Source organism: Advenella mandrilli (genome assembly GCF_016595155.1).
GTDB lineage: Bacteria > Pseudomonadota > Gammaproteobacteria > Burkholderiales > Burkholderiaceae_B > Advenella > Advenella mandrilli.
On record NZ_JAENGP010000010.1, the window covers coordinates 102859 to 128455 of the forward strand.

Genomic DNA, 25597 nt, shown 5'->3' on the forward strand with positions numbered 1-25597 from the left:
GTCTGTAAACCAGTTATTGGTTTACAGACGCGAGTACCAGCGTTTTAGGACTTTTTGGCAGCGGGCCGGGCAAAATAATGGTTGTAAGCCATACGACGGTTATTGTTGGTATCCATATCCCATGCCAGGGCACGTTCAGCAAAAGCACGTTGCGACTGTTCAATTTCCTTAAACAGGGCATTGCTTTCCGCTTTTTTGGCAATAATATCGTCCCAGGTCGTCAATTGTTGTTGAAGGATGGAGTCAGGTGTTTTGTAGAATTTGACATTGTCTTCGGTTTTCAGTTTGACGTAATCTTGTGAATAGCGGTCTATGGCTTTCCATGACATATCAGCCGAGGCGGCTTCAACGGCATTTTCAATGATCGCTTTCATTTTGTCTGGCAGTGCATTGTATTTATCTTTATTGAAGGTAATTTCAAAGGTTTCTGAAGACTGGTGAAAACTTTGTAGCATGCACACTTTGGAAACATCAGGAAAACCAAGCAGGCGGTCTGATGAGGCGTTGTTAAATTCCGCGCCGTCCAGGAGGCCACGATCAAGGGCGGGGACGATTTCACCGCCAGGCAGAGCATTAACGGCAGCGCCCATGGCGGTAAACAGGTCAATGGCCAGTCCGTTGGTACGGAATTTCAGGCCTTTCAGGTCTTCTGCTTTGGCAATAGGTTTTTTGAACCAGCCCAAGGGTTGGGTAGGCATTGGGCCGCTAAGGAAAGAAATCACATTGCCGCCAATAGAGTCATATAATTTGACCAGCAATTCATTGCCACCGCCGTATTTAAACCAGGCAAGCAACATATTGGCATCCATGCCATAGGCTGGGCCGGAAGAAAACAGGGCAAGTGCATTCTGTTTTCCATAACTATAACCAAGTACGCCATGGCCACCGTCAAGGGTTCCTTTTGAAACGGCATCCAGCAAGGCAAAGGCGGGTACCACAGCACCGGCTGGAAGGACCTCAATTTTAAGTTCTCCGCCGGTCATGTCATTGACTTTTTTAGCAAAATCAAGGGCGTATTCGTGAAAAATATCTACGGTTGGCCAAGTGCTTTGAAAGCGGAAACTGACCGGGGTTTGGGCGCTGACAATGGCCGGAAAACCCATGCCTACCGCGGCGGCTGTACCGGCCGCTGCGGTGCCAAGGAACTTACGGCGTGATTCTGTTGGGGGTGGGGTGGTGGACGCTTTTTTTGCAGGACTGTGATTAGCCATGGTGTGTCTCCTGGGTGGCTGATACAACTAGTGATAATTAATAATGATTTAGTTTTTGTGCTACAGACTGCGACTCCAAGTAAATTTATACGCACTCTGATATTCATTGTCAAGATTAATGGAGTTAGTGTAAGTGCCTATATTTAAATGTAATTTGAAGGGCGGCCATTTCATTTTGCCGGTCTCGAAAAGCCTGATAAATGGTTGTAATTAGGGGAAGTTCACACGCAGGCGCGTGGGAAAAGTGATCCCATTGATAGAGAATATGAATTTTTCAGCTTGATAAAAATTTACATTTTGTGTACTATTTTATTTACAATTTTTTGCTTTGATATAAATCAAGAAAAATCAATTTTGTGCAGAATTGAAATATTTTGCAATAAATTAGCAATGTGGATTTTCAGGCATGTCTGTGTAGGTTGGTAAGTGCGGTTTTAATGGCAGGTGTAAATAAAAATATTGAGTTATTTTTTAAGAAAATTTTTAATTAAATAGTTTTAATTAAAAATTTTAAATTTTAAAACAACAAATCAGCCTTAATTTTGAAACTCAATGTAACTACAGATCTTTAAGGAATGTAAATTTTGAGGGTTTTCATTTTTATGAAAAAAATTTTCATTTTCAGTGTATTTTTGTTTGCTAATACTTTTGTTTGTAAAAAAATTTAATTTTCAATGATTTTGGCTTTTTATTATTGGAATAATTGTTATTAATTGTGGTGGTTTTTGGGGGTGAGAAGGGGGGGCTTAAGTGGCTATAACAAAGTGGTTTGTATACGGCTATTCTTGTTTTTTTATATCAAGTAGGCATAATTCATGCATTCAAGCAATTAATAAAACATAAAACCATGACTTTGTCATTAAGGGTTTACGGTAGGATTCATAAGAATTTAATATATTTTTTTTATGATGACAGCTTTGTTAATAAATTTTTTATTTAACAAGTTTGTGAACAATAGTTTCAGGAACGTATTGAAATTTTACCCTGGGTGTTTTTTGCTGAGGCAGCTTTTTGTTGCCATAACTTTTACTTGTGTTTCCGAATAAATTTAATAAGTGATCAAGAATGATGAGTATTAGCCAATCTCCCTTTATGCAGGACAGTAACCTGGTGAATGAGTTAAGAGAAGTTAACTTGTCTTATTTGCTATTGGCTCAACGTATGTTGCGGGATGATTTTTCCAAAGGCATGTACCGTTTAGGGCTTGGCAAGGATGTTGCCGGGTTGTTGGTAGAGTTAAGTACTTCGCAGGTATTATCGCTGGCTTCCTCAAACTCCCTTATTTGTGGGTTTCGCCTTAACGATATCGCATTGCTTGGCGCCCTGACCAAAGATGGCATGAATGGTACGCTTAAACAGGTCCATGCTTCAATGATGCTTGCCCAGCAAGAGCCTGATCAGGTCATGCAAGAGGTTTCGCAGTGAGCGAAAAGGTGAAAGCCAGGGCAAAACAAAAAAGTGTTCTTAAAGATGGTATGGATATTTCGCTGGCAAGCCAGATGATACAACTGGGTGCCCGCTTGCAGGTTCTTGAAGCAGAAACCGATTTAAGCAGTGACCGGCTTTCCCGGCTTTATCATGAGATCCATCACCGTTCTCCGCCCAAGGGTATGCTGCCTTATTCCACCGACTGGTTTATGTCGTTTTACCAGAATATACATGCGACCCTGTTTTACAGCATTTACCTTAATCTGGTTAATAACACTGAAACACAGGGGATTCAGGCGGTTATTGATGCTTACACGCTTTATCTTGAGCATGATGAAGTCAAACGTGCCTGGGACGAAAAAAGCAATGAGCCGGTATTAAGTTTTACCCGTGCCTGGATGCTGGTTCGGTTCTTTAAAAGCGAATTATTGCAAATGTCCATCTGTTCGCAATGCAATACTGCATTTGTGACCCACAAACACGAACTTGAAAACGGTTTTGTTTGTGTTATGTGTAAGCCCCCAGCCCGAATAGTAGGCATGCTTAACAAGCAGGCTGCCAGCTCTTATTACGGCAAATTTTAAACAGTTTCCCAAGAGCCGCTCTTGTTATAGATGATCGGCTTGCGCTGTGTTTGCTGACTTCTTTTATGTTTGTGCTGCAACCCGTTTTTGGCTGCTTCAATGGTCGTCTCATACGTTGAAAATTAAATAAATGTAATTTATTGACGTTAAGAAGTAATAGTAATACTGCACTGAAAACTATTAACAATTATTGGCTGACGTAAATAGCCTGGATGGATTGCCTGAATCATGCGTAAGAATTTGCCTGTTAACGATATTGAAACCCTGGTCCAGGATGACCAGTACCTCATCTCCAAGACGGATCTCAAGGGGCGGATTACTTACTGTAATCCGGCTTTTGTGGAAATTAGCGGCTTCGCCAGGGAAGAGTTGATCGGCAAGCCCCATAATATTATTCGGCATCCTGATATGCCAGAACTTGCGTTCCGGGATTTATGGGAAAGTGCGCAAAACAGGAAACCCTGGATCGGTCTGGTTAAAAACCGTCGCAAAGATGGCGGTTTTTATTGGGTATTAGCCAACGTGACACCTATCTTTCAGAATAATGAAGTGAGTGGTTATGCCTCAGTCAGGGTCAAGGCCGATCCTGAAAGTATCGCCAAGGCCGAGACCTTTTACAGGCAGATTAATAATGGCGAGAAAATTCCTTATACGATCAAGCAAGGCCAGAAAGTGCCTTTGGGGATTCGTCGGGTATTTGCCCGCGTTAGCCGTATTTTTCAAAAAGGATTCGCGCCTGGTCTGATGAGGCTGGGATTGCTGTCGGTAGTGGGCATGGTGTTTCCGGTATGGGTGGCGGTTACACAAACGCAATTGCCGGGTGGTAACACAACGCTGTTTGGGATTATGGCTTTGTTTGTTTTGGCCATCGTGCTGCTGTCCATGAAGCTGGCCAGTCAGATCAAGCGGCCTATCGTTGGTGCGGCAGATATTATTCGCCAGATTTCAGCGGGCAACCTGAATAATAGCGTGGATTCAATTCCGAAAAACGAGATGGGTGAGTTGTATTACTTTCTGGATATGATGCGAAAGGCGCTGATCGGCATTAGTGGAGAGGTTATGTCCGGTGCGGATGCCAACTCTATGATTGTAACGACATTGCAGAAAAACAGCCAGACGCTGGCCATGCAAACGGAAGATCAGGCGGCATCGCTGCAGGAAACGGCAGCCAGCCTTGAAGAGTTAACCGTCACCGTCAGGCAAAATGCCGAGAATGCGCGTTCAGCCAACACGATTGCCCTGGATGGATTGCGGGTGGCCGAAAATGGCAGTGACAAGGTCAATCAGGTGGTTCGCTCCATGGAAGAGATGAACGACAGTTCAAGAAAAATTGAAAGCATTGTCAAAATTATTGAGGATATTGCCTTCCAGACCAACCTGCTGGCGATTAATGCCAGTGTGGAATCAGCCCGTGCGGGTGAGGCCGGGCGCGGGTTTGGTGTGGTGGCCGCTGAGGTACGTAATTTATCTCAAAAAAGCTCTGAGGCCGCCAAGGAAATCAAGGCTTTGGTGCTTGCTTCGGTAGAGGACGTGACGCAAAGTTCGCGCCTGGCAGAAGAAGCGGGCAGTGTCATGAAAGAGATTATGGATTCGGTGCAGGGCATGGTGAATATCATGGCTGAAATTTCCACCGCATCGGTTGAGCAATCAAGTGGTTTGCAACAAATCAACCTGGCGGTTAATCAGATGGATAACGCCGTCCATCAGAACTCGGCGATGGTGCAAAACCTGTCACAAACCTCTGTCGAACTTGGGCAGCAGGCGCAAGAGCTCAAGCAATCCATTGGTGTGCTTAATAATATGCAGGGTTAAGCCAGGCTAAATGCAGAAGTAAGGCGGTTTTAGTTGGCTATTCTATTCAATGGCTGGGGCGCCCTGCCAGTAAAATGATATTTTGGTCAGTTTTGGTGCCTTCGGGTGCGGGTAAGGGGCTAGCGTGTTAGTCGTCATTGGATACAGTATTGTATTAGTTTGTGTTTTTGGGGCCTATGTTGGTATGGGCGGGCACCTTAGTGCCCTTTTTCAGCCTCTTGAGCTGGTTCTTATTGGTGGTGCTGCACTGGGTGCCTACGTGGCTGCCAATAATATGCGTTCAGTCAAACAGTTGGGTAACAGCCTGGCGCGGCTTTTCAGAAAGAATAAATATGACAAGGCGCTCTATCTGGAAATTCTTTCCTGCCTTTTTGTCCTGACCCGAAAAGCCAAAAGTGAAGGCAAGAATGTGATTGAAGCGCATATTGAAGCGCCCCATGAAAGTGATGTTTTTAGCCAGTTCCCCATGGTGCTTAATGATCCAAGAGTGCTGAATTTTATCTGTGATTATTTCCGAATGATTATCACCAGTAACATGAGCGCTTTTGAGCTTGAGCAGCTCATGGATGAGGAAATTGATACCTATCGCCACGAAATGAACGTGCCGGTAAAAGGCCTCAAGGCAGTGGGTGACGGTCTTCCGGCTTTTGGGATTGTGGCCGCCGTTCTGGGGGTCGTTAAGGCACTGGCATCAATTGACCAGCCACCGGCTATTTTAGGAGACCTGATTTCCAAAGCAATGGTGGGGACTTTTCTGGGAATTTTAATGGCATACGGCTTTGTCTATCCCGTCGCCGATGCCATCGAGCGACGAAATAACGAAAGCTATAAGACATTGGAATGCATCAAGGTCACTTTGCTTGCCTATATGCACGGCTATTTGCCTGCTGTTGCAGTTGAATTTGGTCGTAAAGTCCTGTTTTCTTCGGTTCGCCCTTCATTTACGGAGCTTGATGAACAGGTCCAATTGTCCAAATCTTCCAAGTAAACATAAAGTATGTCAGGTAATGCGCCCCGTATAGTTATCCGGAAAAAACGCACTTCTCACGAAGAGGGGCATTCAAGTGGTTCATGGAAAATTGCTTATGCAGACTTCATGACGGCCATGATGGCTTTTTTTCTGGTGATGTGGATTTTGTCGCTGGTGCCAAAAAGCGAGCTTAAAGATCTGGCGGATTATTTCAGGCGACCGCTTATTTCAGCTGTAACCGGTGATCCTTATGTGCCAGCCAGTCGAAACGTGATTCCTGGCGGAGGTACGCCATCTCCCATTCCCACTAAAAGTGCCTTACAAGAAATTACTTCCCTGATTCCGCAAGTCAGTCGAAGTGAGCAGAGTGAAGATAGCGAGCGTCTGGAAAACCTGAAACGCAATGTCGATTTGCAAATAGAAAACAATCCGACTCTGAAGAATTTCAAGCCACAAATGGTCATGGACATGACGCCAGAGGGATTGCGTATTCAAATTCTGGATAATCAGCAGCAACCCATGTTTGCCACGGGTAGCGCGCAGCTTAACCCGGAAATGATTTACATCCTTAAAGAACTCGCGCCCTTGCTTAATGACATGCCCAACGGGATTTCCATTGGCGGCCATACCGATGCCACCCAATATGTAACCGGTGAGCATGCATATAGTAATTGGGAGCTGTCAGCCGACCGGGCCAATTCTGCCCGGCAGGCGTTGGTGAATAACGGTCTGTCTGAAAGCAAGATAAGACGCATACTGGGCTTGTCGTCAACGATTAACCTGGTTAAGGATGATCCCTATTCACCGATTAACCGGCGCATCAGCATCGTGGTGCTGAATCATAAAGCCGAACAAGTGCTTGAGAAAATGAATGCTTCGCCTGGTTTGAAGCAGGAAGATCTGGATGCAAGATTGCAACATGCAAAAGACAGGCACGAGACTCCCTCCGTTTCTTCGTTAAGTAGCGTACACCCCCCCCTTTCTTCCTCGATTAATTCTGCAACCCTTGCCCAGGTTCCCAAAGCCCAGTCTGATTCATCTGCCCGTCAGGTGTTTATCCCGTTACCGGGTATGGTTTCGGTGGTGAATAAGGTGCTTGCCGATCCTGTTGTTGCGGGGCAGGCGGATAGTGAGCAGGCAGACAGTGAAAAGGCGGTTCAGTTGGTTCAGGGCCTGGGTGACAGTGGGTATGACATTGAAAAGATAATGCCTTCTCCTTCTATAGGCAAGCAGGAAAATATTTTGTGGCAGACAGCCGATACAGTTGTGGGCTCCCTGCTGGGAACCGCAACGGCAGCGATTCCTCCCTCATCGGGGGCAGGGCAGGTTTCAACCACCTCGCTGGTTTCACAAAATAAAAACCGGAATCTGATTGAACCAGTAAAGAAAATTGAAAACCCTGCCGTTAATGTAAGCAGGAGGGTTGAAAACTCGCCTGCGACTGATGTAACGGGCAAGGATCCGGTATTTGTGAAGAAGGCGAATCCAGCGAAGACAGCGGAGCCAGTGAAAAAAGTAGCGCCTGCGAAAAAAGCAGAGCCAGTGAGGAAAACCGCTTCCGGGAAGAAACCCGCATCAACGACGAAAGCGTCTCCAGCCAAGAGCGCCAGTTCAGAGATGAGCGTCGCTGCAGAGAAGAAGGGCATCGTCGCAAAGCAGGGAGTGCCTCCACCCAAGGCAAGTACGGTGTCGTCTGTAAGTAAAAGCGGCTCCGGGAGTAATTCCGGCATGGCCAAAACGGGCCCATCGACCAGAGCGGTTGATACGGAAATTGATCTCAGGAGCATTCTTCTTAACAATTTTTATCAGTGACAGACAAGTATATGAGCAGCCCAGATTTAAGTGAGTTTCATGATACGTTTTTTGATGAGGCCCAAGAGCTTCTCCAGGGTATGGAGCAGACCTTGCTGTCGCTGGATCCCGAGTCGCCTGATCACGAATCACTGAATGCGATTTTTCGCTGCGCCCATTCCATCAAGGGTGGGGCGGCGGCTTTTGGTGTTTTTGATGACCTGGTTAGCACCACGCATAAACTGGAAAATATTCTTGATCTGGTCCGCAATGGAAAAATGCCCCTGACGCATGAGGCGATTAGTGTTTTTTTAAAAGCCAAAGATGTGTTGTGGGACTTGGTACAGGCTTACCGGGAGCAGCAGGTGCCAAGCAGTGAAAGTGCCCAGGCGCTGCTGGTCATGTTGCAGCAACTGGGTGAGGCAAAGCAGCCAGAAACAAAACCTGTTGTTACTGCAGTACAAGAAGCAAATCAGGTGATTGAAGCGGCTAAGGCGCATAAAAATAAGCCAGAAGAGAAAGCTGAAGAAATACCGGAAGTTGAGATTCCTGAAGGCGAAAAGCGGTTAAAAGTCACCTTGATCGACGTATTGGAAAAAGACCGTTTGTCCTTGCATAATGAATTGGGCATCATGGGGACGCATATCCGGCAATCAAATTCGGGCAATGAATATTACTATTGGATAAGCTCTGCCTTGCCGCCCGAAGATATTATTGCCGTGTGCTGTTTTGTGATTGATGAAGCACAAATTAAAGTGGAAGAAGACGTATTGGCGGCACCAGAGCCCGCTACGCAGTCTTCGGTCGCTACACCGGTAACGTCCGCACCAACGCAAGAGGCTTCACTTGTAGCTCAGGCACAAGCCAAGCCGGCATCAGGCGCGAACAATAGCCAAAATGAACCAATCCCGTCATTAGCGGCAGGCAATGCCGTTGCTGCAACCACGCCTGCAGCGACCCCTGAAACCACGCTCACGGCAAAAACCGTCAGTGAGGCATCGGTAAAACAGCCGCAGCCCAAAACTGCAGCCGCGAATAAAGAAAGCGGCACAATCCGGGTGCCTATTCAGAAAGTGGATCAACTGGTTAACCAGGTGGGTGAAATGGTGATCAACCAATCTATCCTGATGCAGGCCAATCAGTCACTGGACCCAATTGAGCACGCTTCGCTAATACAGGATATTGAGCATATGGGCAGTGCCTTACGTACCATGCAAGAGGCGATCATGACCTTGCGCATGATGCCCATGGATTACGCTTTCGGACGCTTTCCCCGACTGGTGCGGGAAACGGCGGGAAAACTGGGCAAGCAGATTGAACTGGTTACCAAGGGTGGAGGAACCGAACTGGACAAGGGCTTGATCGAGCGCATGATAGACCCTTTGACCCATCTGATTCGTAACAGTATTGATCATGGTATTGAAATGCCCGACCTGCGCATGGCGGCAGATAAAGACCCATTGGGCAAAATTACCATTAGTGCGCAACATCAGGGCGGACGTATTATTATCGAGGTCATTGACGATGGCGCAGGGATGGATCGTGAAAAACTGATTAATAAAGCGATTGAAAAAGGACTGCCTGCCTCGCACAATATGACCGATGATCAGGCCTTCATGCTTATTTTCGAAGCCGGGTTTTCTACCGCAGAAAAAGTGACGGATGTATCCGGCCGTGGTGTCGGCATGGATGTCGTCAAGCGCAATATCCAGGAGCTGGGCGGACTCACGCAGATTGAATCCGAAAAGGGCAAGGGCACCACCATCCGGATCTCATTGCCACTTACGCTAGCTATTATGGATGGTATGACGGTGCAGTCCGGGAATGAACGATTTGTCCTTTCTTTAAGCCATATTGTTGAATGCCTGCAACCGACGGCTGATCAACTGCGCATGCTTGAGGAAAACAAAGCCTTGCTGTTATTGCGCGGAGAGCATTTGCCCATTATTAATTTATGGGAAATTTTTTCTATTCCCGATACAGAACGAGATCTGGAAAAATCTATTATTGCCGTTTTACAGGTCGGCAAAAGCCGCTATGCCTTGGCGGTAGATCAGCTGTTGGGGCAGCATCAGGTGGTTGTCAAAAACCTTGAAACACATTTCAAGCGGGTACCGTGCGTGTCCGGAGCCACCATTTTGGGTGATGGCAGTGTAGCCCTGATTCTGGACGCGGCTGCCATTCTTGAGCAAAACAAGGTCGGATTGGCGGCTTACGGTTCGGGATTCAATACCCCTGTACTACAACAAGAGAGAGTTTAAGCATGAGCCAGGAAAAAAAAGATGCGCTGAATTATCACTGTCTGGTGTTTTGTGTCGATGGACAGGAATTTGCCATTGATATTCTGAAAGTTCAGGAAATCAGGGAATATCAGCCAGTTAACGTGACACGCGTGGCGCATATGCCACCGTATATCCAGGGGCTGATTAACCTGCGTGGACAAATCATTCCTATTATTGACCTTCGCATAAAACTAAGGGTTAGCGAAGTGGCGTACACCTCGCAAACCGTGGTGATTATTCTGGGTTTGTCGGACCGTATTGTGGGGATTGTGGTGGACAGCGTGTCAAATGTGGAGCTGATTGCTAAAAATACAATTGAGCCTCCTCCTAATGTTAATAATCCTGCCGCCTATTTAATTGGGCTTACCACTTACAAAGACCAATTGTTGCAAATTGTAGATGTTGAAAAACTGATTGATCATGAACACTGGACACTTAGTGACATTAGTCAGGAGGCTTGATGGATACCCTGACAAGATCGATATGGACGGATGCCAATTATAAACATGCCTTGAAAATGCTTCATGATCGAAGCGGTATTATCGTGGGCGAGCACAAAATGAAATCAAGCGAAAGGTTGCTTGAGGGCTTGCGCAAAGAGTTCGGTTTTGCATCTATTGATGATTTTCTCAATGCACTGGAAAAAGACAATGATCACGCAGGATGGCCAGCGTTTATTAACAGTTTTACCATTAACCATACGGCCTTTTTCAGGGAACCGCATCACTTTGATATCCTGACCAAGTATATAGAAAAACACCGGACTGATTGCGCCATGTGGTGTGCTTCCTGCTCTACCGGAGAAGAACCTTATTCCATGGCCATGGTGTTGAATGAAATAGTCGGAGAGCAGGCGGCTTGCTCCAAGATTGTTGCCACCGATATAGACAGCCAGGCGCTTAAAAGAGCCAAAGCAGGCATCTACAGCCTTGATAAATTATCAGGTATTTCCGAGGAACGCCTGCGCCGGCATTTTCTGAAAGGAAACAACCGTTTTGAGGGCAAGGCCAAAGTCAGGCCGGCATTAAGCGCCCGGGTAGAATTTTCTGAATTGAACCTGATGTCATTTTCATGGCCAAAACCGGCCATGTTTGATGTGATTTTCTGTCGCAATACCATGATCTATTTTGATCGTGACACGCAGGTGCGTTTGGTGGCTGATTTTGCCCGTGCCCTGAAGCCGGGGGGCTTGCTGTTTATCGGGCACTCCGAAACGCTGGCAACCACCACAGACCAATTTACCTTATTAGGTCAAACGGTATATAAACGCAATAATCGTTAGTTTTAGCAAGAAGAAATATGACTGAGTTGAAAAAAGGATTGATCCGGGTGTTGTGTGTTGATGATTCAGCATTAATGCGCCGGATTATGACTGAAGTGATTAATGCGGAACCGGATATGGAGGTGGTGGGAACCGCCCCTGATCCGCTGGTGGCCCGGGATATGATCAAGCAATTGAATCCCGATGTGATTACGCTGGACGTGGAAATGCCCAAAATGGACGGGCTGGATTTTCTGGAACGCTTAATGCGCTTGCGTCCGATGCCGGTAGTTATGGTTTCTTCCCTGACCCAGAAAAATTCGGCTATTTCCTTGCGGGCTCTTGAATTGGGTGCGGTTGAAATTGTCGCCAAGCCCAATGCGCAGTCTGGTAAAACCCTTGAAGCCTATCAGCATGAAGTGGCTGATAAAATCCGTGCGGCCAGCCGGGCCAGGTTGAAGAAATATGTGGCACCCGGTCAAGAAGCACCGGTTATTAAAACAGCGGGAATCGCACATAATGTCAGGAATGACTGGGTGGTGGCGATTGGTTCATCAACAGGCGGTACTGAAGCATTGTCCAGGGTGTTAACTGGCTTGCCGCGTGAATGTCCGCCCATTGTCATTACCCAGCACATGCCGGCAGGGTTTACCGCTTCATTTGTAGAAAGACTTGATCGCACTTGCGCGCTAACCGTGCATGAGGCAAAAGGCGATGAGGTGCTTGAAAGCGGCCATGTTTACCTGGCACCAGGCAGTGTGGCGCATTTGGCCATTCGCAAGTCGGGGGGTGTTTACCGGACGGTGTTGATAGATTCTGAACCCGTCAACCGTCACCGGCCCTCGGTCGATGTCCTGTTTTCCAGTGTGGCCAAAGAGGCCGGCAAAAAAGCTACCGGGATTATATTAACCGGGATGGGCAAGGATGGTGCGCAGGGTTTGCTGGAAATGCGCCAGGCCGGTGCCGATACGTTTGTGCAAAATGAAGCCACTTGCGTGGTGTACGGTATGCCCGGAGAGGCCATGAATATTGGCGCTACCGATGAAGCGGTGGCCCTTGACCGGATAGGCGAACGTCTTTTCAAGGGGCTTGCCAAAGCACAGTTACCACTTAAGCGATAATAAATAATGTTGAACATTTAAAATTAGGATAAACGTTGTATGAATAAAGATATCAGGATTCTGATTGTTGACGATTTCCCGACAATGCGCCGTATTGTTAAAAACCTGTTGAAAGACCTGGGGTTTGAAAGTGTTGATGAGGCCGAAGACGGTGCACAGGCACTGGCTAAATTGCGTAATGGCGTGTCTGGTTACGATTTGGTGGTTTCCGACTGGAACATGCCGGTCATGGATGGCCTGACCATGCTTAAGGAAATCCGGGCCGATGAAAAGCTCAAACAGATTGCCATCCTGATGGTGACGGCGGAAGCCAAAAGTGAAAATATTGTTAGTGCTGCCAAGGCGGGCGCCGACGGTTATGTGGTTAAGCCCTTTACGGCAGCTACGCTGGAAGAAAACCTGCATAAGGTGTTTGAAAAAGCCAAACGCCGCATGAGTGCTTAAGCTTAAGCATGCCCAACACCGGATGGACCGCCATACATCCTGACAAGGACTAAAATAATGAAAAATTTAACACAACCTTTGCCGGAAGACGGAAAAACCAATGCAGAAGCACCGGTTTATGACCGGATTGCCCATGTTACCCGTTTGCTGCGTGACAGCTTGCGCGAGCTGGGTCTTGAGCCTAGTGTGCAATCTGCCGCCAAAGCCATGCCAGATGCCCAGTCACGTATTCGTTACATTACCTCCTTAACCGAGAAGGCTGCCAATGATGTGCTGAACAGCGCGGAACTGGCCCAATCGGAACTGGGTCACCTGAAAGCACATGCTGCCGGCCTGTCCGAAGAACTGAAACAAGTCATGCAGTCTGGCCCCCATGATCAGGTGTTGCTATCCCGAGAGCAGGCTAAAAATGTCCAGTCTTTCCTGGCGGGCGTGAAAGATGAACTGCGGCCGGTTGATACCGCTTTGATTGATATCATTACGGCTCAGGCATTTCAGGATCTGACAGGGCAGGTGGCCAGCAAGCTGACCGTGTTGCTTGATCGCATCGAGCAGGAACTGGTACAGGTGCTAATTGAATACATGCCCGAAAAATACAGCCAGGAAATGGAAAAAGAAGCCCAGGCTGAAGAGGCCCTGTTAAATGGTCCGGTGGTTGAGCATGAAGAAAACGGTGGAACCGTAAAAAACCAGCAACAGGTAGATGATTTGCTGGCCCAACTGGGTTTTTAATCGCATTGATGCAGGTTTATCTGTCATAACCGGCATTAAGGCCGGTTTTTCATCCCTTACTCACCCAATTGCCGTGCTGGCAAAATAGGTAAACTGGTGGCAATTTACCATGCGCTCATTCCGGATAGCGCCCTTTAACCTTACCTCTCAGCATGGCAGAAGACAGCGACCTTGAAAAAACCGAAGCCGCTTCCCCGCAACGATTAACCAAAGCGCGGGAAGAGGGGCAGGTTGCGCGCTCGCGAGAGCTCAATACCTGCCTTATTCTGCTGGCCGGTGCCATGACGCTTTGGGCTAGTGGCGGTTTTTTGTATGACCGCCTGGTGTATGTCATGCGCACCACCATGCATTTTGATTGGGAACCCAAGAGTGCGGTAGAAAGTCTGGCGCCAGGCATGCTGGATAATTTCCTGCATGTGCTGGTGGGATTGTCTCCGCTGTTTGTGATATTGATTGTTATTGCGATTGGTTCATCGGTTGCCCTGGGTGGCCTGGTTTTTTCAAGCAAGGCGCTGGCCCCCAATTTTGGGCGCATGAATCTGTTCAAGGGACTGGGGCGCATGGTAAGCGCATCAACCTGGGTTGAGTTACTCAAGACATTGCTTAAAGCCGCCGTGATTGGCGGTGTTGGGGTAATGGTGATTAAATCGTATTTACCGCAAATGCTTGCCTTGTCACATCTTTCTTTGCCCAGGGCATTGGCCCTGGGTATGGAAATGGTGATGTTTTGCTGTGCAAGCATTATTGCTTCACTATTACTGATTGCCCTTATAGACGTGCCTTGGCAGCTGTTTTCCCATGCTAAAAAAATGCGGATGAGTAAAGAAGAGGTTAAGCGTGAACACAAGGAAAACGAAGGTGATCCGCACCTTAAGGGACGGATTCGCCAGCAACAGCGTGAAATGGCGCGCAATCGCATGATGAGTAGTATTCCTGACGCTGATGTGGTGGTAACCAACCCCACCCATTATGCCGTGGCGCTTAAATATGAACCGGAGGGCGACCGCGCACCGCTCGTGATTGCCAAGGGAACCGGTGAAATTGCCCGTAAAATTCGTGAGATTGCGGCAGAACATCATGTGGCGCAACTGGAAGCACCGGCATTGGCCCGTGCCCTGTATGCCAATGTCGAGCTGGATCAGCCTATTCCCGAAGCGCTGTTTAGCGCTGTCGCCCAGGTGCTGGCCTGGGTGTACCAGGTGCAGCAGTATCAGCAGGGAATGGCCGAAGAGCCAGGCCAGCCTGTGAATTTATTGGTGCCGCCTGAGCTTGATCCGCAATCCCGCGAAGCGCAGGGACCGGCACCAGAGCCGGTTCCATGATTTTTCCATGGCCTGAATTAGATTAATCAAAGAGTATATGAACCGTTTTTTTTCCTCACTGAAATTGCATGCGGCAGACTCCAGGGTACTGGTTGGTCCTGTGCTGATTGTCATGGTGCTGGCCATGATGGTCTTGCCCTTGCCGCCGTTTTTGCTGGATCTGTTTTTTACCTTTAATATCGCCCTGTCCATCATGATCCTGCTGGTGGCCATGTTTACCAAAAAACCGCTGGATTTTGCCGCTTTCCCGTCGGTACTGCTATTTGCCACGCTGCTGCGTTTGTCCCTTAACGTGGCATCTACCCGTGTGGTCTTGCTGCATGGCCATACCGGACCCGATGCGGCCGGTCAGGTTATTGAGGCATTTGGCCACTTTCTGGTGGGCGGCAATTTTGCCGTGGGGATTGTTGTTTTCGCCATCCTGGTGTTGATTAACTTTGTGGTGATTACCAAAGGGGCCGGCCGGATTGCCGAAGTGGGCGCCCGTTTTACCCTTGACGCGATGCCGGGTAAGCAAATGGCCATTGATGCCGACTTGAACGCGGGGCTGATTGCCGAAGATGAGGCGCGCAAAAGAAGGGCTGAGGTCTCCCAGGAAGCCGAGTTTTACGGTGCCATGGATGGGGCCAGCAAGTTTGTGCGTGGGGATGCCGTTGCCGGCCTGATCATCATGGTGGTGAGTATTGTGGGTGGCCTGCTGGTGGGCGTTTTGCAACATGACCTGAGTTTTTCAGAGGCGGGTGAGGTTTATACCTTGCTGACCATTGGTGACGGCCTGGTTGCCCAGATTCCTGCCTTGATTATTTCAACGGCCGCCGGTGTGGTGGTGTCGCGCGTGGCCAATAACCAGGATGTTGGCCAGCAAATGATGGGTCAGCTGTTTTCCAACCCGATGGTGCTTTATATTACGGCAAGCATTATTGGCATTATGGGCCTGATTCCCAATATGCCGCATATTGCCTTTTTATCGCTGGCGGCTTTGTTTGCTTATATTGGTTATAAAATCCAGAAAAACAATGAAGCACTTGCCTTGCAAGGGCCAGAGCAGGAAATAGACGCTACACCGGTTGATAGCGCTTCTAAAGAAGCACGCTGGGATGACGTCACCATGGTAGAGCCCTTTGCCATGGAAGTGGGTTATCGGCTTATTAGCCTGGTAGACCAGGAGCAGGGCGCTGAATTGATTTCCCGTATTCGCAGCCTGCGTAAACAGTTCGCCCAAAATATGGGTTTTTTGCCGCCAGTGGTGCATATCCGCGACAATCTTGAATTGCACCCCAGTGAATATCGCATTTTACTGTCGGGCGTGGAAATTGCCAAAGGCCAGGTTCAGCCGGGTAAATGGCTGGCGATAGACCCAGGCGGGGTAGAGTTTGAATTGACTGAAGGCGAGAAAACCGTTGATCCGACCTTTGGTCTGACCGCTTACTGGGTGAGTGAGGACGTGCGTGAGCGGGCTCAGGTCATGGGGTATACCGTGGTTGATGCCAGCACGGTGATTGCCACTCATATTAACCACTTGCTAACCCGGCATGCCGCGCATTTGCTGGGGCGCCAGGAAGTGCAGCAATTGCTGGAGCATATCGGCCGGGAAGAGCCCAAGCTGGTAGAGGACTTTGTGCCCAAAGCGGTATCCCTGACCACCTTGCATAATGTATTGCGTGGCCTGCTGGCCGAAGGGGTGTCTATTCGCGATATGCGTACCATTGTTGAAGTCCTGACCGAGTGGGGCCCTATTCTAAGTGGCCAGACCCAGCCCGGCATGATGATTAATATAGAAGAGCTGATTGCCCGGGTACGCACGGCGTTGGGCAGGTCTATAACACAGCAATGTTTTGGTGATGTTCCCGAGTGCAATGTGATTGGCCTGGCACCCCAATTGACCCAGGTGTTAACGCAGGCGCTTACCACCAGTGGTTCGCTGGAGCCCGGTCTGGCCGATAACCTGCATACCGAAACCGAACTGGCCCTGCAAAAACAAACGGTTCACAATTTTCCGCCGGTACTCGTGGTGCCACCGGTATTGCGGTCTTCATTGGCCAGATTGTTCAGGCACGGGTTTCCCCAATTAACCGTCTTGTCCAATACGGAAATTCCTGAAGAACGGTATTTAAAAGTCACGTCGGTGATTGGCGGTTAATGTAAACCAGGCAATGACCAGCGTGTAATGTAAATATACATGCTGCTCATCAAAGGCGGTCTGAAAATGCAGATTTAGTTTAAGCGCTGGCCAGGGGTTTGCCAGTGTTAACCGGTTTGCGCATGCCTTTGCCATCGTAGGTGTGTTGCACGCCAGCGGCGCGGTTAAGGGAATCAAGGGCGTCCTGGTTGTATTTCAGGTAACTGTGAATCATGATGGCGTTGTTTTCATTCAGGTTTTTTGCCTGTGAAACAAGCGCATTATAGTGGTGCCATTGTTTGGCAAGGTCGCCCTGCTGCTGGGGATCCAGCTTTTCAAGGGTGGCCGTCAGGCTGCTTTGTGTTTCTGAAACCGGAAAGCGTGATTGAACCAGCTGCATTCTTTCTTTATAGGCCGCTTCCAGTTGCTGGCCAATTTGCCATTTTTTTTGCGCCAACTCATGCAAAGGTTCGGGCGAGCTAAAGGCCATGAGTTCTGCGGATTCATCATTCAGTACTTGCAGAAACTGTTTGGCAATTTCTGTTTCCAATACAAGCTGTTCCAGGATTTGGCGGGGCAGGGAAGCTGGCGATGAATCGTGATGAGTGGTCATGGTTAAGGTGTTATTAATTCAGTATGTCCAGGGCATCTTGCAAAATGCCCTCGGCGATACGTGCGGGGTTGATATTAAGGGTGCCATCGGCCAGAGCCTGGCGAATAGCCTGGACGCGTTCCAGGTTAACGTCGTTTTCCGGGCTGGTAAGGTCGCGGGCTACCGGGCTTAAATCCACCTTGGTACTGCTGTCTGGCTGTGCCGGAGCAGGTGTGGCGGTGGCAGCGGCAGGCGTACCGTTACGGGAGGCCGGTTTGGTCGTAACCGCCGTGGTTTGGTAAAGCGAAGTGGGAGAAATTTTTATCGTCATGATTTTTGGGGCTGCCTGACGGATACATGATAAACCCCGCTTGGCAGCATTAAAACAGTTGGCTTACCGGTATTAACGGACGAATTGGTAAAAACTTTAGTCCAAAGCCTGTTTTTTTTGCTGTTAATGCGTTGATTATAAGCCAGGGCAGTCATGGTGGCGCCTAAAACAGGACATTAACCGTATTGGCATTAATAACCGTTCCCATAATGACCTTGCCGGTGCCGGTTTTAACCTGGATGCTGCCGCCCACGTCTGCCGTGCTAAGGGCCTCTCCTTGTTGGGTAACCGTTAGGGCACCATGGCTTACCTGAAGCCGTACCGGCTGTCCCTTGCTAATGGATTGCGGGCTGCGGATCATATTCAGTTTGATGGGGCGGCCTGCCGGGATACGGCTATTGGCAATATGGCCTAATAATTGCTTGGGTGTTGTGCGGGCGCTGGCCTGCAACTTGAGCAGGTCACCCTGTTTTTCTTCAAGGTGGGCGGGCATAATAGCCTGCCCCATTTCTATGGTTTGGGCCGCAACGTAATAATGGCCGGTGACTGAAAGCGCTGCGCGCAGGTATTCGGTTTTACCGGAATCCATGCAACGAATGCCCACCGACATTGAGGCGCGAAGCGTGCCTTTGTTGGGCAGGAAGTATACCCGGTCATGACAGGTTTCAAAGGATTGTGCCTTGGGCACACTGACATGAATGGTGGGCGTGCCATCAAGCGAGGCGGCTTGTTCGGCAAGGTAGTCTTCGGTTTCTTGCATAATGGCCTGTTGCAGGCCGGATATTTCAGTGGCCTTGGCCGGGTTGTAAAAAGTGGCCAGGCAAAGCAGGGCAAAGCCCAGCGTTTTTAAACGGGTGCCGGACAAATCTGTGCGAGTCAAAGACAGTATCCTGTTCATAATGTGAATTATATCCGCGGGCTGCTATTCCAATTAGCCTGAATTAAGCAAGAAAACCCCCGTTTACCGTTCCTTTGTATTGCCACGGCATGGCTTACCATATTAACTGTAATGGCTTAATAGTATGTTGTGAATGCAACAGGAACAGGCACTATGGACAGGATCGGTAACGACTTCAAATTTTTGCAAACCGCTGTTGGTTTGCGCCAGCAACGGATGGAATTGCTTTCCACCAATATTGCCAACGCAGATACGCCTAACTACAAGGCGCGTGATTTCAGTTTTAAAGAAGTACTTGCGCAGGCAACCGGTGGGCCAAAGGGCCTGGCAGATACGCAGCTTGCCCTGACCTCGGCCCGGCATATTCCGGCAGCGGCAATGGGGCCAATGCATTTTTCACCGCAATACCGCTTGCCAACGCAAAACAGCCTGGATGGCAATACGGTTGAAATGGATGTGGAACGGGTGGCTTTTGCTGATAACACCATGCAATACCAGGCCAGTTTGACGCTGTTGAATGGCAAGATCAAATCCATGCTGTCGGCCTTGCAGCCTAATTAATGAAAAGGAAACAGAATGTCTGACATGATGAGTATTTTCAGCATTTCCGGTTCGGCATTGAATGCGGGTTCACAGCGCATGAACGTAACGGCCAGCAATATTGCCAATGCCGACAGTGTGGCCGGGCCCGATGGCCAGCCTTATAAAGCCAAGCAGGTGGTTTTCAAAATGGCGCCGTTGGGCAATGCCATTAACCCGTCCCCGATTGGTGGCGTACAGGTTAGCAATGTGGTGGAAAGCCAGGCACCCATGCGGCTGCAGTATGACCCGCAAAGCCCTTATGCCAATAACGAGGGTTACGTGACGCTGCCCAACGTTGATGTAGTGGGTGAAACCGTAAACATGATTGCGGCGGCCCGTTCTTACCAGGCCAACGTTGAGGTGATCAATACGGCCAAGTCAATCATGATGAAAACACTGACACTTGGCCAGTAAAAGCGAAAGGTAATTTATGACAACCATCAATCCAGCCGGTAGTGCCAGCTCTCTTGCCGGAAGTGCGGGTAGCCTGGGCGCCGGCAGTATTGCCGAAACACAAGAGCAGTTCCTGACTTTGCTGGTTACCCAGCTGCGTAACCAGGATCCGCTTAATCCCATGGACAATGCCGGGATTACTTCGCAGCTGGCCCAGCTCTCTACCGTTAGCGGTATAGAAAAACTCAACCAGACCGTCTTGGCCCTTACCGGCCAATTGGATGTGTCGCAGTCCATGCAGGCCTCTAACCTGATCGGCCGTCATGTGTTGGTGCCCGGTGAAATCATTAAGTTGGGTGAAAGCGGTGTGGCCACGCCTTTTGGGGTAGACCTGATGAGTGAAGCTGCCAGCCTGAAAGTGGAAGTTATTGATGCCGCCGGTAATCCGGTGCGGACCTATGAGATGGGCGCGCAACGGGTTGATGTTATTTCCATGCAGTGGGATGGCCTTGGCGATAACGGCACGCAGGCTGCGGCCGGAAAATACACGGTTCGGGTGACCGCGCTGGATGCGGCCAACAGTGCCGTACCGGCAGAAGCGTTGCAATACGGGCAGGTACAAAGTGTTTCTTATAGCACCGAAGGCATGAAAATGGACCTGGGGCTAACCGGACGTTACGCGCTGACTGATTTGCGCAAAGTAATGAACTGAAGATTAATTTTTTATAAGTGATTTTTTATCATGGCATTTGGACAAGGTTTATCAGGCTTGAACGCCTCGGCACAGAATCTGGACGTGATTGGTAACAACATTGCCAACTCGGCCACAGTAGGTTTCAAGGCATCAACGGTAGCATTTGCCGATGTTTATGCATCATCACGGGTAGGTATGGGCGTGCAGGTGGCCGCTATTAATCAGCGATTTACCCTGGGTACCGTGAGCTCCACCGGAAATTCGCTTGATTTGGCGATTGACGGAGACAAAGGTTTGTTCCGTTTAACGGACACTAGCGGCAATGTGTCTTATACACGCAATGGCCAGTTTCAGGCAGACCGCAATAACTATATTGTGAACAACAGCGGGCAGCGTCTTACCGGCTATATTGGTGAAAACAGTACCTTGTTGCAGGAACTGAAAATCCCGGTGGGTAATATTGCGCCCAGCGCCACCCAGGATGCCAGTGTCGTGAGCAACCTGGATGCCAATGCCCCCATCATTTCAATTACCGGTTCGGCCGAAGTGCTGGGGCAGGTTGATCTGGAATCAGGCGGCACCACTACGACTTACCATTACCGGGTCAGCAGTACCGGTGGCCTGACCTGGACCGATGCCAGCGGTGCAGGTGTACCGGCGCCAGCAGATGGTACTTATGGCAGCGGCTCATCAAGTGTAATCCTGGCGGGTGGACAGGTGGTAAGTGGTGCTCTGGAACCCACGGCTGAATACGCAGCGGCACAGCAGGCAAGGCCATTCTCGCCCGCTGATCCGGCCAGTTTTACCCATTCGCTCAACATGAACGTGTACGACTCTTTGGGCAATGCCCATGAGTTGACCCAGTACTTTGTTAAGCGTGCCGGCACCAGTGGCACCGAAAGCCAGTGGGATGTTTACTACTATATGGATGGCGCTTCAGTGGATTCTCCTGCTGCCGGTGGCCCGTTACCCATGACCTTTGACAGCATTGGCCGTTTAACCAGTAGCAATACCTTAACGGTAACGGTTAACCAGCCGGGTACCGCCGGTGCACCCGCCGAGGCGCTGGTCATGACAATGGATTACACCGGCAGCACCCAGTTTGCCGGTGCCTTCTCCTATGACTTTATTCAGAATGGCTATGCCACCGGTGAGTATTCCGGTTTGGCTATTTCTTCTGACGGCGCCATTGTGGCCAGTTACACCAATGGTGAATCGCAGGTTATGGGCTATGTGGCCCTGGCCAACTTCAATAACCTGAGTGGTTTGCAACCCGTGGGTGGCAATGCCTGGCAGGAAACCCGCGATTCTGGCCAGCCTATTGTTGGCAAACCGGGCACTAACAGCCTGGCACTGCTTAAAGGGCAGGCGGTTGAAGAATCCAACGTGGATATGAGTGCCGAGCTGGTGAACATGATTATTGCCCAGCGCAATTACCAGGCCAATGCCCAAACCATTAAAACTCAGGACCAGATCTTGCAAACCCTGATCTCGATGCGTTAATTGGCAGGAGTGACATAAATGGATCGCGCAATCTATACCGCCAGCAACGGGGCTGCCAGAATCCTGGAGCAGCAGTCGGTCCTGTCCAATAATCTGGCTAACGTGAACACACCGGGCTTTCGGGCCCAAATGTCGCAATACCGTTCCACGCCGGTGGTTAGTCCGCTCATTAATAGCGCCGACACCACCCGGGTACTGACGGTTGCCACTACGGCAGACAGCAATATGGAGCAGGGCCCCTTCATGACCACCGGCCGTGACCTGGATGTGGCTATCCAGGGGGATGGCTGGTTTGCGGTACGGGCACTTGACGGCGCTGAAGCCTATACACGCAGCGGGAATTTACAGCGTAATGCCGACGGTTTGCTAGTGACCTCGGGTGGCTTGATGGTGCTGTCTGAAGATGGCCAGCCCATTGAAATTCCCGATGCGGCCGCCATTGGCATTGAGCGCTCGGGCGGTATTAACGTACTGGCCGATGGTGACGCCGCTACCGAAGTGCAGCGGGTGGCCAAACTTAAAATTGGCGACCCGGCCGATGCCCGGATGGTGCGTGGTGATGATGGCCTGTTTCGTGCCGTCAATGCCCAGGGTCAGCCGGTTGATTTGCCTGATACGGCACTGCTAACCGTTGTAAGCGGAACCCTGGAGGGCAGCAATGTTAGCGCCGCTGGCAATATGGTGGGGCTTATCCAGAATGCCCGCCGCTTTGAAATGCAAATGAAAATTATCCAGGAACTGAGCAGTAAAGAACAAAATGCCAACAGCCTGCTTTCATCGGCCGGTTAAACGCATCTTGCTGGAATGTGTAGTTACTTATTTATTGTTGATTTGATCAGGAACCAATATGATACGCTCGCTGTGGATTGCCAAAACAGGCCTTGAGGCCCAGCAAACCAATATGGATGTTATTTCCAATAATATTGCCAACGTGAACACCGATGGCTTCAAGCGCAACCGTGCCATTTTTGAAGACCTGATGTACCAGACCGTACGCCAGCCCGGTGCCCAGGTAGGCGATGCCAACCAGTTGCCAACGGGACTGCAAGTGGGTATGGGGGTGCGTACCGTGGCCACCGAACGCATCCACACCCAGGGTAATTTGAAGAACACCGGTAATAGCCTTGATATTGCCATTGACGGCAAGGGTTTTTTGCAGCTTGAAATGCCTGATGGCACCTTTGCCTATACCCGCAGCGGTTCGTTGCAGCTGGACCAGAACGGTCAGTTGGTCACTGCTGGCGGTTATCCCATACAGCCCGCGATTACCATCCCCGATAATGCCTTAACCATTGAAATTGGCCGCGATGGCACGGTGTCGGTCACCCAGCCAGGGGCAACCGGCAACAGCATCCAGGTTGGCCAGCTGGAATTAACCACCTTTGTGAATCCGGCCGGTTTGCTGAGCCTGGGTGAAAACTTGTATGCCCAAACCGATGCCTCGGGTGCCGAAACGGTTTCTACCCCAGGTTTGGATGGCACTGGCAGGATTTTGCATAAATATACCGAAACCTCTAACGTGAACGTGGCCGAAGAGCTGGTTAACATGATTGCTACCCAGCGGGCCTATGAAATGAACAGCAAGGCCATTACCACTTCCGACCAGATGCTGGCCCGTTTAACCCAGATCTGATGGTTTCATTAACCCTGCGATATTGCCCTATGTCTATGTCTTTGCGTTCGATTCGTCTGTTTATTGTTGGCCTGATCATTGCCCTGGCCAGTGCTTGTGCCATGGTGCCTCATCCTAAAATCGTGGACGGCCCCCTGACTGCCGAGCCTATGCCGCCAATGCCCGATGTGCAGCAAGAACCGGATGGTTCCATTTACCAGGCAGGGCGGGCGGGTAGCTTTCCGCTGTTTGAAGACCGTCGGCCACGCAATGTGGGCGATATCGTGACGGTAGTGATTGAAGAAAAAACCAATGCCTCAAAACGGGTGGCCACCAGCACAGACCGCAGCAGTGGTATTGACTTTGGGGTAACGGCAGCACCCGACTGGATGCCCAGTGCCCTGGAAGCCGACAAGCGCTTTACCGCTGATGGCAGCAATGACATGGAGGGCAAGGGCAGCAGCACAGCCAATAACATGTTTACCGGCAACATTACCACCACGGTTATTGGCGTGCTGGCCAATGGCAACCTGAGAATTGCCGGCGAGAAAGCCATTGCGATTAACCAGGGCAGTGAACACTTGCGTTTTTCAGGGGTCGTTGATCCTCGTTCAGTAACCGGCACCAATACCGTATCTTCCACCCAGGTGGCCGACGCCCGCATCGAGTTTCGCAGCAAGGGTGTGATGGACGAGGTGCAAACCATGGGTTGGCTGCAACGTTTTTTCCTGAACATTGCACCGTTCTAAACCTTGCTATTACATAACGATTGGAGTTGCAGTTTGACAATGAAATCCGGCATCCTGAAAAGCATCATGGCACTGGCTTTATGGCTGGGACTGGCTCAGGGTTTTGCCCTGGCTGAACCATTGCGGGACCTGGCGTCCATCCAGGGGGTACGCGATAACCAGCTCATTGGTTATGGTCTGGTTGTGGGGCTGGATGGCAGTGGCGACCAGGTGCGCCAGTCGCCCTTTACCCAGCAAAGCCTGACCAATATGCTGGCGCAGCTGGGGGTCACAGTGCCGGCCGGCGTCAATATGCAGGTAAAAAATGTGGCAGCGGTTATGGTAACGGCAACCTTACCCTCGTTTGCCCAGCCTGGCCAATCCATTGATGTGAATGTTTCCTCTATGGGTAATGCCAAAAGCCTGCGGGGTGGCACTTTGCTGATGACGCCCCTGAAAGGGGCCGATAACCAGGTATACGCCCTGGCACAGGGAAACATTGTGGTGGGTGGTGCAGGGGCCCAGTCTGGGGGCAGTCAGGTTCAGATTAACCAGCTTAACGGTGGCATTATTACCGGCGGTGCCTTGGTAGAGCGCACCGTGCCTACCCGCTTTGGCAAAGACGGGGTGGTTAAAATAGAAATGCATGACACGGATTTTGGTACCACTGAAAATGCCGTGGCCGCGATTAACAAAGTCATGGGGGTTGGGGCTGCAAGAGCCCTGAACGGGCGGGTGATTGAAGTTCGTGGTCCCATGGCTGAATCGGCGCAAACCGCATTTTTGGCTCGTTTACAGGCTATCAATGTGACGCGGGCCGCCGCAAGGGCCAAGGTTATTATTAATGCCCGTACCGGTACCGTGGTCATGAACCAGACGGTAACGATTGACCAGGCCGCGGTTGCTTTTGGCAGCCTGGCGGTGGTCATAGACCAGAGTTTAGAGGTTAACCAGCCCGATACGCCTTTTGGTGGCGGGCAAACCGTCGTCACCCCCAACACGAATATTCAATTGCAGCAGGAACAGGGCAAATTGCAAATGGTCCGCCGAAGTGTCCGCCTGACTGATGTGGTGCGCGCGCTAAATGCCTTGGGGGCCAGTCCGCAAGACCTGATTTCCATATTGCAGGCCCTGAAAAGTGCCGGTGCCCTAAGGGCCGAACTGGAAATCATTTAACCAACAGGAGT

General features: G+C 49.9%; 25 protein-coding genes. 21 read left to right on the top strand and 4 right to left on the bottom strand.

All coding sequences use genetic code 11. From position 1 onward, the window contains the following. Positions 1-44 precede the first annotated feature (44 nt). Positions 45-1211 carry a TRAP transporter substrate-binding protein gene (locus JHL22_RS09855; protein ID WP_200236598.1) on the bottom strand — a complete coding sequence of 389 codons (1167 nt, stop codon included), beginning with the start codon at positions 1209-1211 and terminating at the stop codon, positions 45-47. A gap of 1068 nt (positions 1212-2279) precedes the next feature. Between JHL22_RS09855 and flhD the strand changes: the two genes are divergently transcribed. The 13 genes from flhD to flhA all read left to right on the top strand — a co-directional run bounded on the left by flhD (position 2280) and on the right by flhA (position 17098). Further along, complete coding sequence (flhD, locus tag JHL22_RS09860) at positions 2280-2636, top strand: flagellar transcriptional regulator FlhD (RefSeq protein ID WP_407926770.1); 357 nt, start codon at positions 2280-2282, stop codon at positions 2634-2636. Next, on the top strand, positions 2633-3223 hold the full coding sequence (flhC, locus tag JHL22_RS09865) for a flagellar transcriptional regulator FlhC (RefSeq protein WP_329610660.1): 591 nt from the start codon (positions 2633-2635) through the stop codon (positions 3221-3223). The genes flhD and flhC overlap by 4 nt, the downstream gene beginning before the upstream one ends. 228 nt (positions 3224-3451) lie before the next feature. Further along, positions 3452-5035: a methyl-accepting chemotaxis protein gene (locus JHL22_RS09870; protein ID WP_200236601.1), complete on the top strand. Its 1584-nt coding sequence runs from the start codon at positions 3452-3454 to the stop codon at positions 5033-5035. 124 nt (positions 5036-5159) lie between these two features. After that, entirely contained in the window at positions 5160-6023 is an 864-nt protein-coding gene (gene motA / locus JHL22_RS09875) for a flagellar motor stator protein MotA (protein ID WP_200236605.1), read from the top strand. 9 nt (positions 6024-6032) lie between these two features. Continuing rightward, entirely contained in the window at positions 6033-7817 is a 1785-nt protein-coding gene (gene motB / locus JHL22_RS09880; protein WP_200236608.1) for a flagellar motor protein MotB, read from the top strand. Between the two features lie 11 nt (positions 7818-7828). After that, positions 7829-10057, top strand: a complete 2229-nt coding sequence (locus JHL22_RS09885) for a chemotaxis protein CheW (protein WP_200236611.1) — start codon at positions 7829-7831, stop codon at positions 10055-10057. A gap of 2 nt (positions 10058-10059) precedes the next feature. Next, positions 10060-10539: a chemotaxis protein CheW gene (locus JHL22_RS09890; RefSeq protein WP_200236614.1), complete on the top strand. Its 480-nt coding sequence runs from the start codon at positions 10060-10062 to the stop codon at positions 10537-10539. Beyond that, a complete protein-coding gene (locus JHL22_RS09895; RefSeq protein WP_200236617.1) occupies positions 10539-11360 on the top strand; it encodes a CheR family methyltransferase in 822 nt (273 codons plus the stop codon). Before JHL22_RS09890 ends, JHL22_RS09895 begins: the two co-directional genes overlap by 1 nt. A gap of 26 nt (positions 11361-11386) precedes the next feature. Beyond that, entirely contained in the window at positions 11387-12460 is a 1074-nt protein-coding gene (locus tag JHL22_RS09900; RefSeq protein ID WP_329610661.1) for a protein-glutamate methylesterase/protein-glutamine glutaminase, read from the top strand. A gap of 39 nt (positions 12461-12499) precedes the next feature. Next, entirely contained in the window at positions 12500-12904 is a 405-nt protein-coding gene (cheY, locus tag JHL22_RS09905; RefSeq protein ID WP_200236624.1) for a chemotaxis response regulator CheY, read from the top strand. A gap of 57 nt (positions 12905-12961) precedes the next feature. Continuing rightward, positions 12962-13636, top strand: a complete 675-nt coding sequence (locus JHL22_RS09910; RefSeq protein ID WP_200236628.1) for a protein phosphatase CheZ — start codon at positions 12962-12964, stop codon at positions 13634-13636. 152 nt (positions 13637-13788) lie between these two features. Beyond that, on the top strand, positions 13789-14958 hold the full coding sequence (flhB, locus tag JHL22_RS09915) for a flagellar biosynthesis protein FlhB (RefSeq protein ID WP_200236632.1): 1170 nt from the start codon (positions 13789-13791) through the stop codon (positions 14956-14958). A gap of 37 nt (positions 14959-14995) precedes the next feature. Then, entirely contained in the window at positions 14996-17098 is a 2103-nt protein-coding gene (gene flhA / locus JHL22_RS09920; protein ID WP_200236635.1) for a flagellar biosynthesis protein FlhA, read from the top strand. A 79-nt stretch (positions 17099-17177) separates the two neighbouring features. Here flhA and flgN read toward each other — a convergent pair whose 3' ends face one another. From flgN to flgA, 3 genes are all read right to left on the bottom strand, one after another. Next, on the bottom strand, positions 17178-17690 hold the full coding sequence (gene flgN / locus JHL22_RS09925; RefSeq protein WP_200236637.1) for a flagellar protein FlgN: 513 nt from the start codon (positions 17688-17690) through the stop codon (positions 17178-17180). 13 nt (positions 17691-17703) lie between these two features. Further along, positions 17704-18000 (bottom strand): flagellar biosynthesis anti-sigma factor FlgM, encoded by a 297-nt coding sequence (flgM, locus tag JHL22_RS09930; RefSeq protein WP_200236640.1) that lies wholly within the window; start codon positions 17998-18000, stop codon positions 17704-17706. Between the two features lie 163 nt (positions 18001-18163). Further along, entirely contained in the window at positions 18164-18880 is a 717-nt protein-coding gene (flgA, locus tag JHL22_RS09935; RefSeq protein WP_200236644.1) for a flagellar basal body P-ring formation chaperone FlgA, read from the bottom strand. A gap of 171 nt (positions 18881-19051) precedes the next feature. Here flgA and flgB point away from each other — a divergent pair, with 171 nt between their 5' ends. From flgB to JHL22_RS09975, 8 genes are read left to right on the top strand one after another with little or no spacing between them, the layout of a single operon-like run. Further along, entirely contained in the window at positions 19052-19459 is a 408-nt protein-coding gene (gene flgB, locus JHL22_RS09940; RefSeq protein ID WP_200236647.1) for a flagellar basal body rod protein FlgB, read from the top strand. A 15-nt stretch (positions 19460-19474) separates the two neighbouring features. After that, positions 19475-19894: a flagellar basal body rod protein FlgC gene (flgC, locus tag JHL22_RS09945; protein ID WP_200236650.1), complete on the top strand. Its 420-nt coding sequence runs from the start codon at positions 19475-19477 to the stop codon at positions 19892-19894. A 16-nt stretch (positions 19895-19910) separates the two neighbouring features. Next, a complete protein-coding gene (locus JHL22_RS09950; RefSeq protein ID WP_200236653.1) occupies positions 19911-20585 on the top strand; it encodes a flagellar hook capping FlgD N-terminal domain-containing protein in 675 nt (224 codons plus the stop codon). A 30-nt stretch (positions 20586-20615) separates the two neighbouring features. Next, positions 20616-22070 carry a flagellar hook protein FlgE gene (locus JHL22_RS09955; RefSeq protein WP_200236656.1) on the top strand — a complete coding sequence of 485 codons (1455 nt, stop codon included), beginning with the start codon at positions 20616-20618 and terminating at the stop codon, positions 22068-22070. 18 nt (positions 22071-22088) lie between these two features. After that, the gene (locus JHL22_RS09960) at positions 22089-22859 is read left to right on the top strand and encodes a flagellar basal body rod protein FlgF (RefSeq protein ID WP_200236659.1); all 771 of its coding nucleotides are present in this window, start codon (positions 22089-22091) and stop codon (positions 22857-22859) included. 58 nt (positions 22860-22917) lie between these two features. Beyond that, positions 22918-23703: a flagellar basal-body rod protein FlgG gene (flgG, locus tag JHL22_RS09965; RefSeq protein ID WP_200236662.1), complete on the top strand. Its 786-nt coding sequence runs from the start codon at positions 22918-22920 to the stop codon at positions 23701-23703. A 35-nt stretch (positions 23704-23738) separates the two neighbouring features. After that, positions 23739-24431, top strand: coding sequence for a flagellar basal body L-ring protein FlgH (locus JHL22_RS09970; protein ID WP_200236797.1), 693 nt, complete (start codon positions 23739-23741; stop codon positions 24429-24431). Positions 24432-24470: 39 nt separating this feature from the next. Continuing rightward, on the top strand, positions 24471-25586 hold the full coding sequence (locus tag JHL22_RS09975; protein WP_407926771.1) for a flagellar basal body P-ring protein FlgI: 1116 nt from the start codon (positions 24471-24473) through the stop codon (positions 25584-25586). Positions 25587-25597 lie beyond the last annotated feature (11 nt).

Coding starts and splice junctions, on each gene's coding strand:
- JHL22_RS09910 (WP_200236628.1), top strand. CDS start 12,962: ATGAAAAATTTAACACAACCTTTGCCGGAAGACGGAAAAACCAATGCA.
- cheY (WP_200236624.1), top strand. CDS start 12,500: ATGAATAAAGATATCAGGATTCTGATTGTTGACGATTTCCCGACAATG.
- JHL22_RS09895 (WP_200236617.1), top strand. CDS start 10,539: ATGGATACCCTGACAAGATCGATATGGACGGATGCCAATTATAAACAT.
- JHL22_RS09870 (WP_200236601.1), top strand. CDS start 3,452: ATGCGTAAGAATTTGCCTGTTAACGATATTGAAACCCTGGTCCAGGAT.
- flgN (WP_200236637.1), bottom strand. CDS start 17,690: ATGACCACTCATCACGATTCATCGCCAGCTTCCCTGCCCCGCCAAATC.
- flhD (WP_407926770.1), top strand. CDS start 2,280: ATGAGTATTAGCCAATCTCCCTTTATGCAGGACAGTAACCTGGTGAAT.
- JHL22_RS09970 (WP_200236797.1), top strand. CDS start 23,739: ATGTCTTTGCGTTCGATTCGTCTGTTTATTGTTGGCCTGATCATTGCC.
- JHL22_RS09855 (WP_200236598.1), bottom strand. CDS start 1,211: ATGGCTAATCACAGTCCTGCAAAAAAAGCGTCCACCACCCCACCCCCA.
- JHL22_RS09890 (WP_200236614.1), top strand. CDS start 10,060: ATGAGCCAGGAAAAAAAAGATGCGCTGAATTATCACTGTCTGGTGTTT.
- JHL22_RS09975 (WP_407926771.1), top strand. CDS start 24,471: ATGAAATCCGGCATCCTGAAAAGCATCATGGCACTGGCTTTATGGCTG.
- JHL22_RS09950 (WP_200236653.1), top strand. CDS start 19,911: ATGACAACCATCAATCCAGCCGGTAGTGCCAGCTCTCTTGCCGGAAGT.
- JHL22_RS09960 (WP_200236659.1), top strand. CDS start 22,089: ATGGATCGCGCAATCTATACCGCCAGCAACGGGGCTGCCAGAATCCTG.
- flgB (WP_200236647.1), top strand. CDS start 19,052: ATGGACAGGATCGGTAACGACTTCAAATTTTTGCAAACCGCTGTTGGT.
- JHL22_RS09885 (WP_200236611.1), top strand. CDS start 7,829: ATGAGCAGCCCAGATTTAAGTGAGTTTCATGATACGTTTTTTGATGAG.
- flgM (WP_200236640.1), bottom strand. CDS start 18,000: ATGACGATAAAAATTTCTCCCACTTCGCTTTACCAAACCACGGCGGTT.
- flgC (WP_200236650.1), top strand. CDS start 19,475: ATGTCTGACATGATGAGTATTTTCAGCATTTCCGGTTCGGCATTGAAT.
- motB (WP_200236608.1), top strand. CDS start 6,033: ATGTCAGGTAATGCGCCCCGTATAGTTATCCGGAAAAAACGCACTTCT.
- flhA (WP_200236635.1), top strand. CDS start 14,996: ATGAACCGTTTTTTTTCCTCACTGAAATTGCATGCGGCAGACTCCAGG.
- flgG (WP_200236662.1), top strand. CDS start 22,918: ATGATACGCTCGCTGTGGATTGCCAAAACAGGCCTTGAGGCCCAGCAA.
- flhB (WP_200236632.1), top strand. CDS start 13,789: ATGGCAGAAGACAGCGACCTTGAAAAAACCGAAGCCGCTTCCCCGCAA.
- JHL22_RS09955 (WP_200236656.1), top strand. CDS start 20,616: ATGGCATTTGGACAAGGTTTATCAGGCTTGAACGCCTCGGCACAGAAT.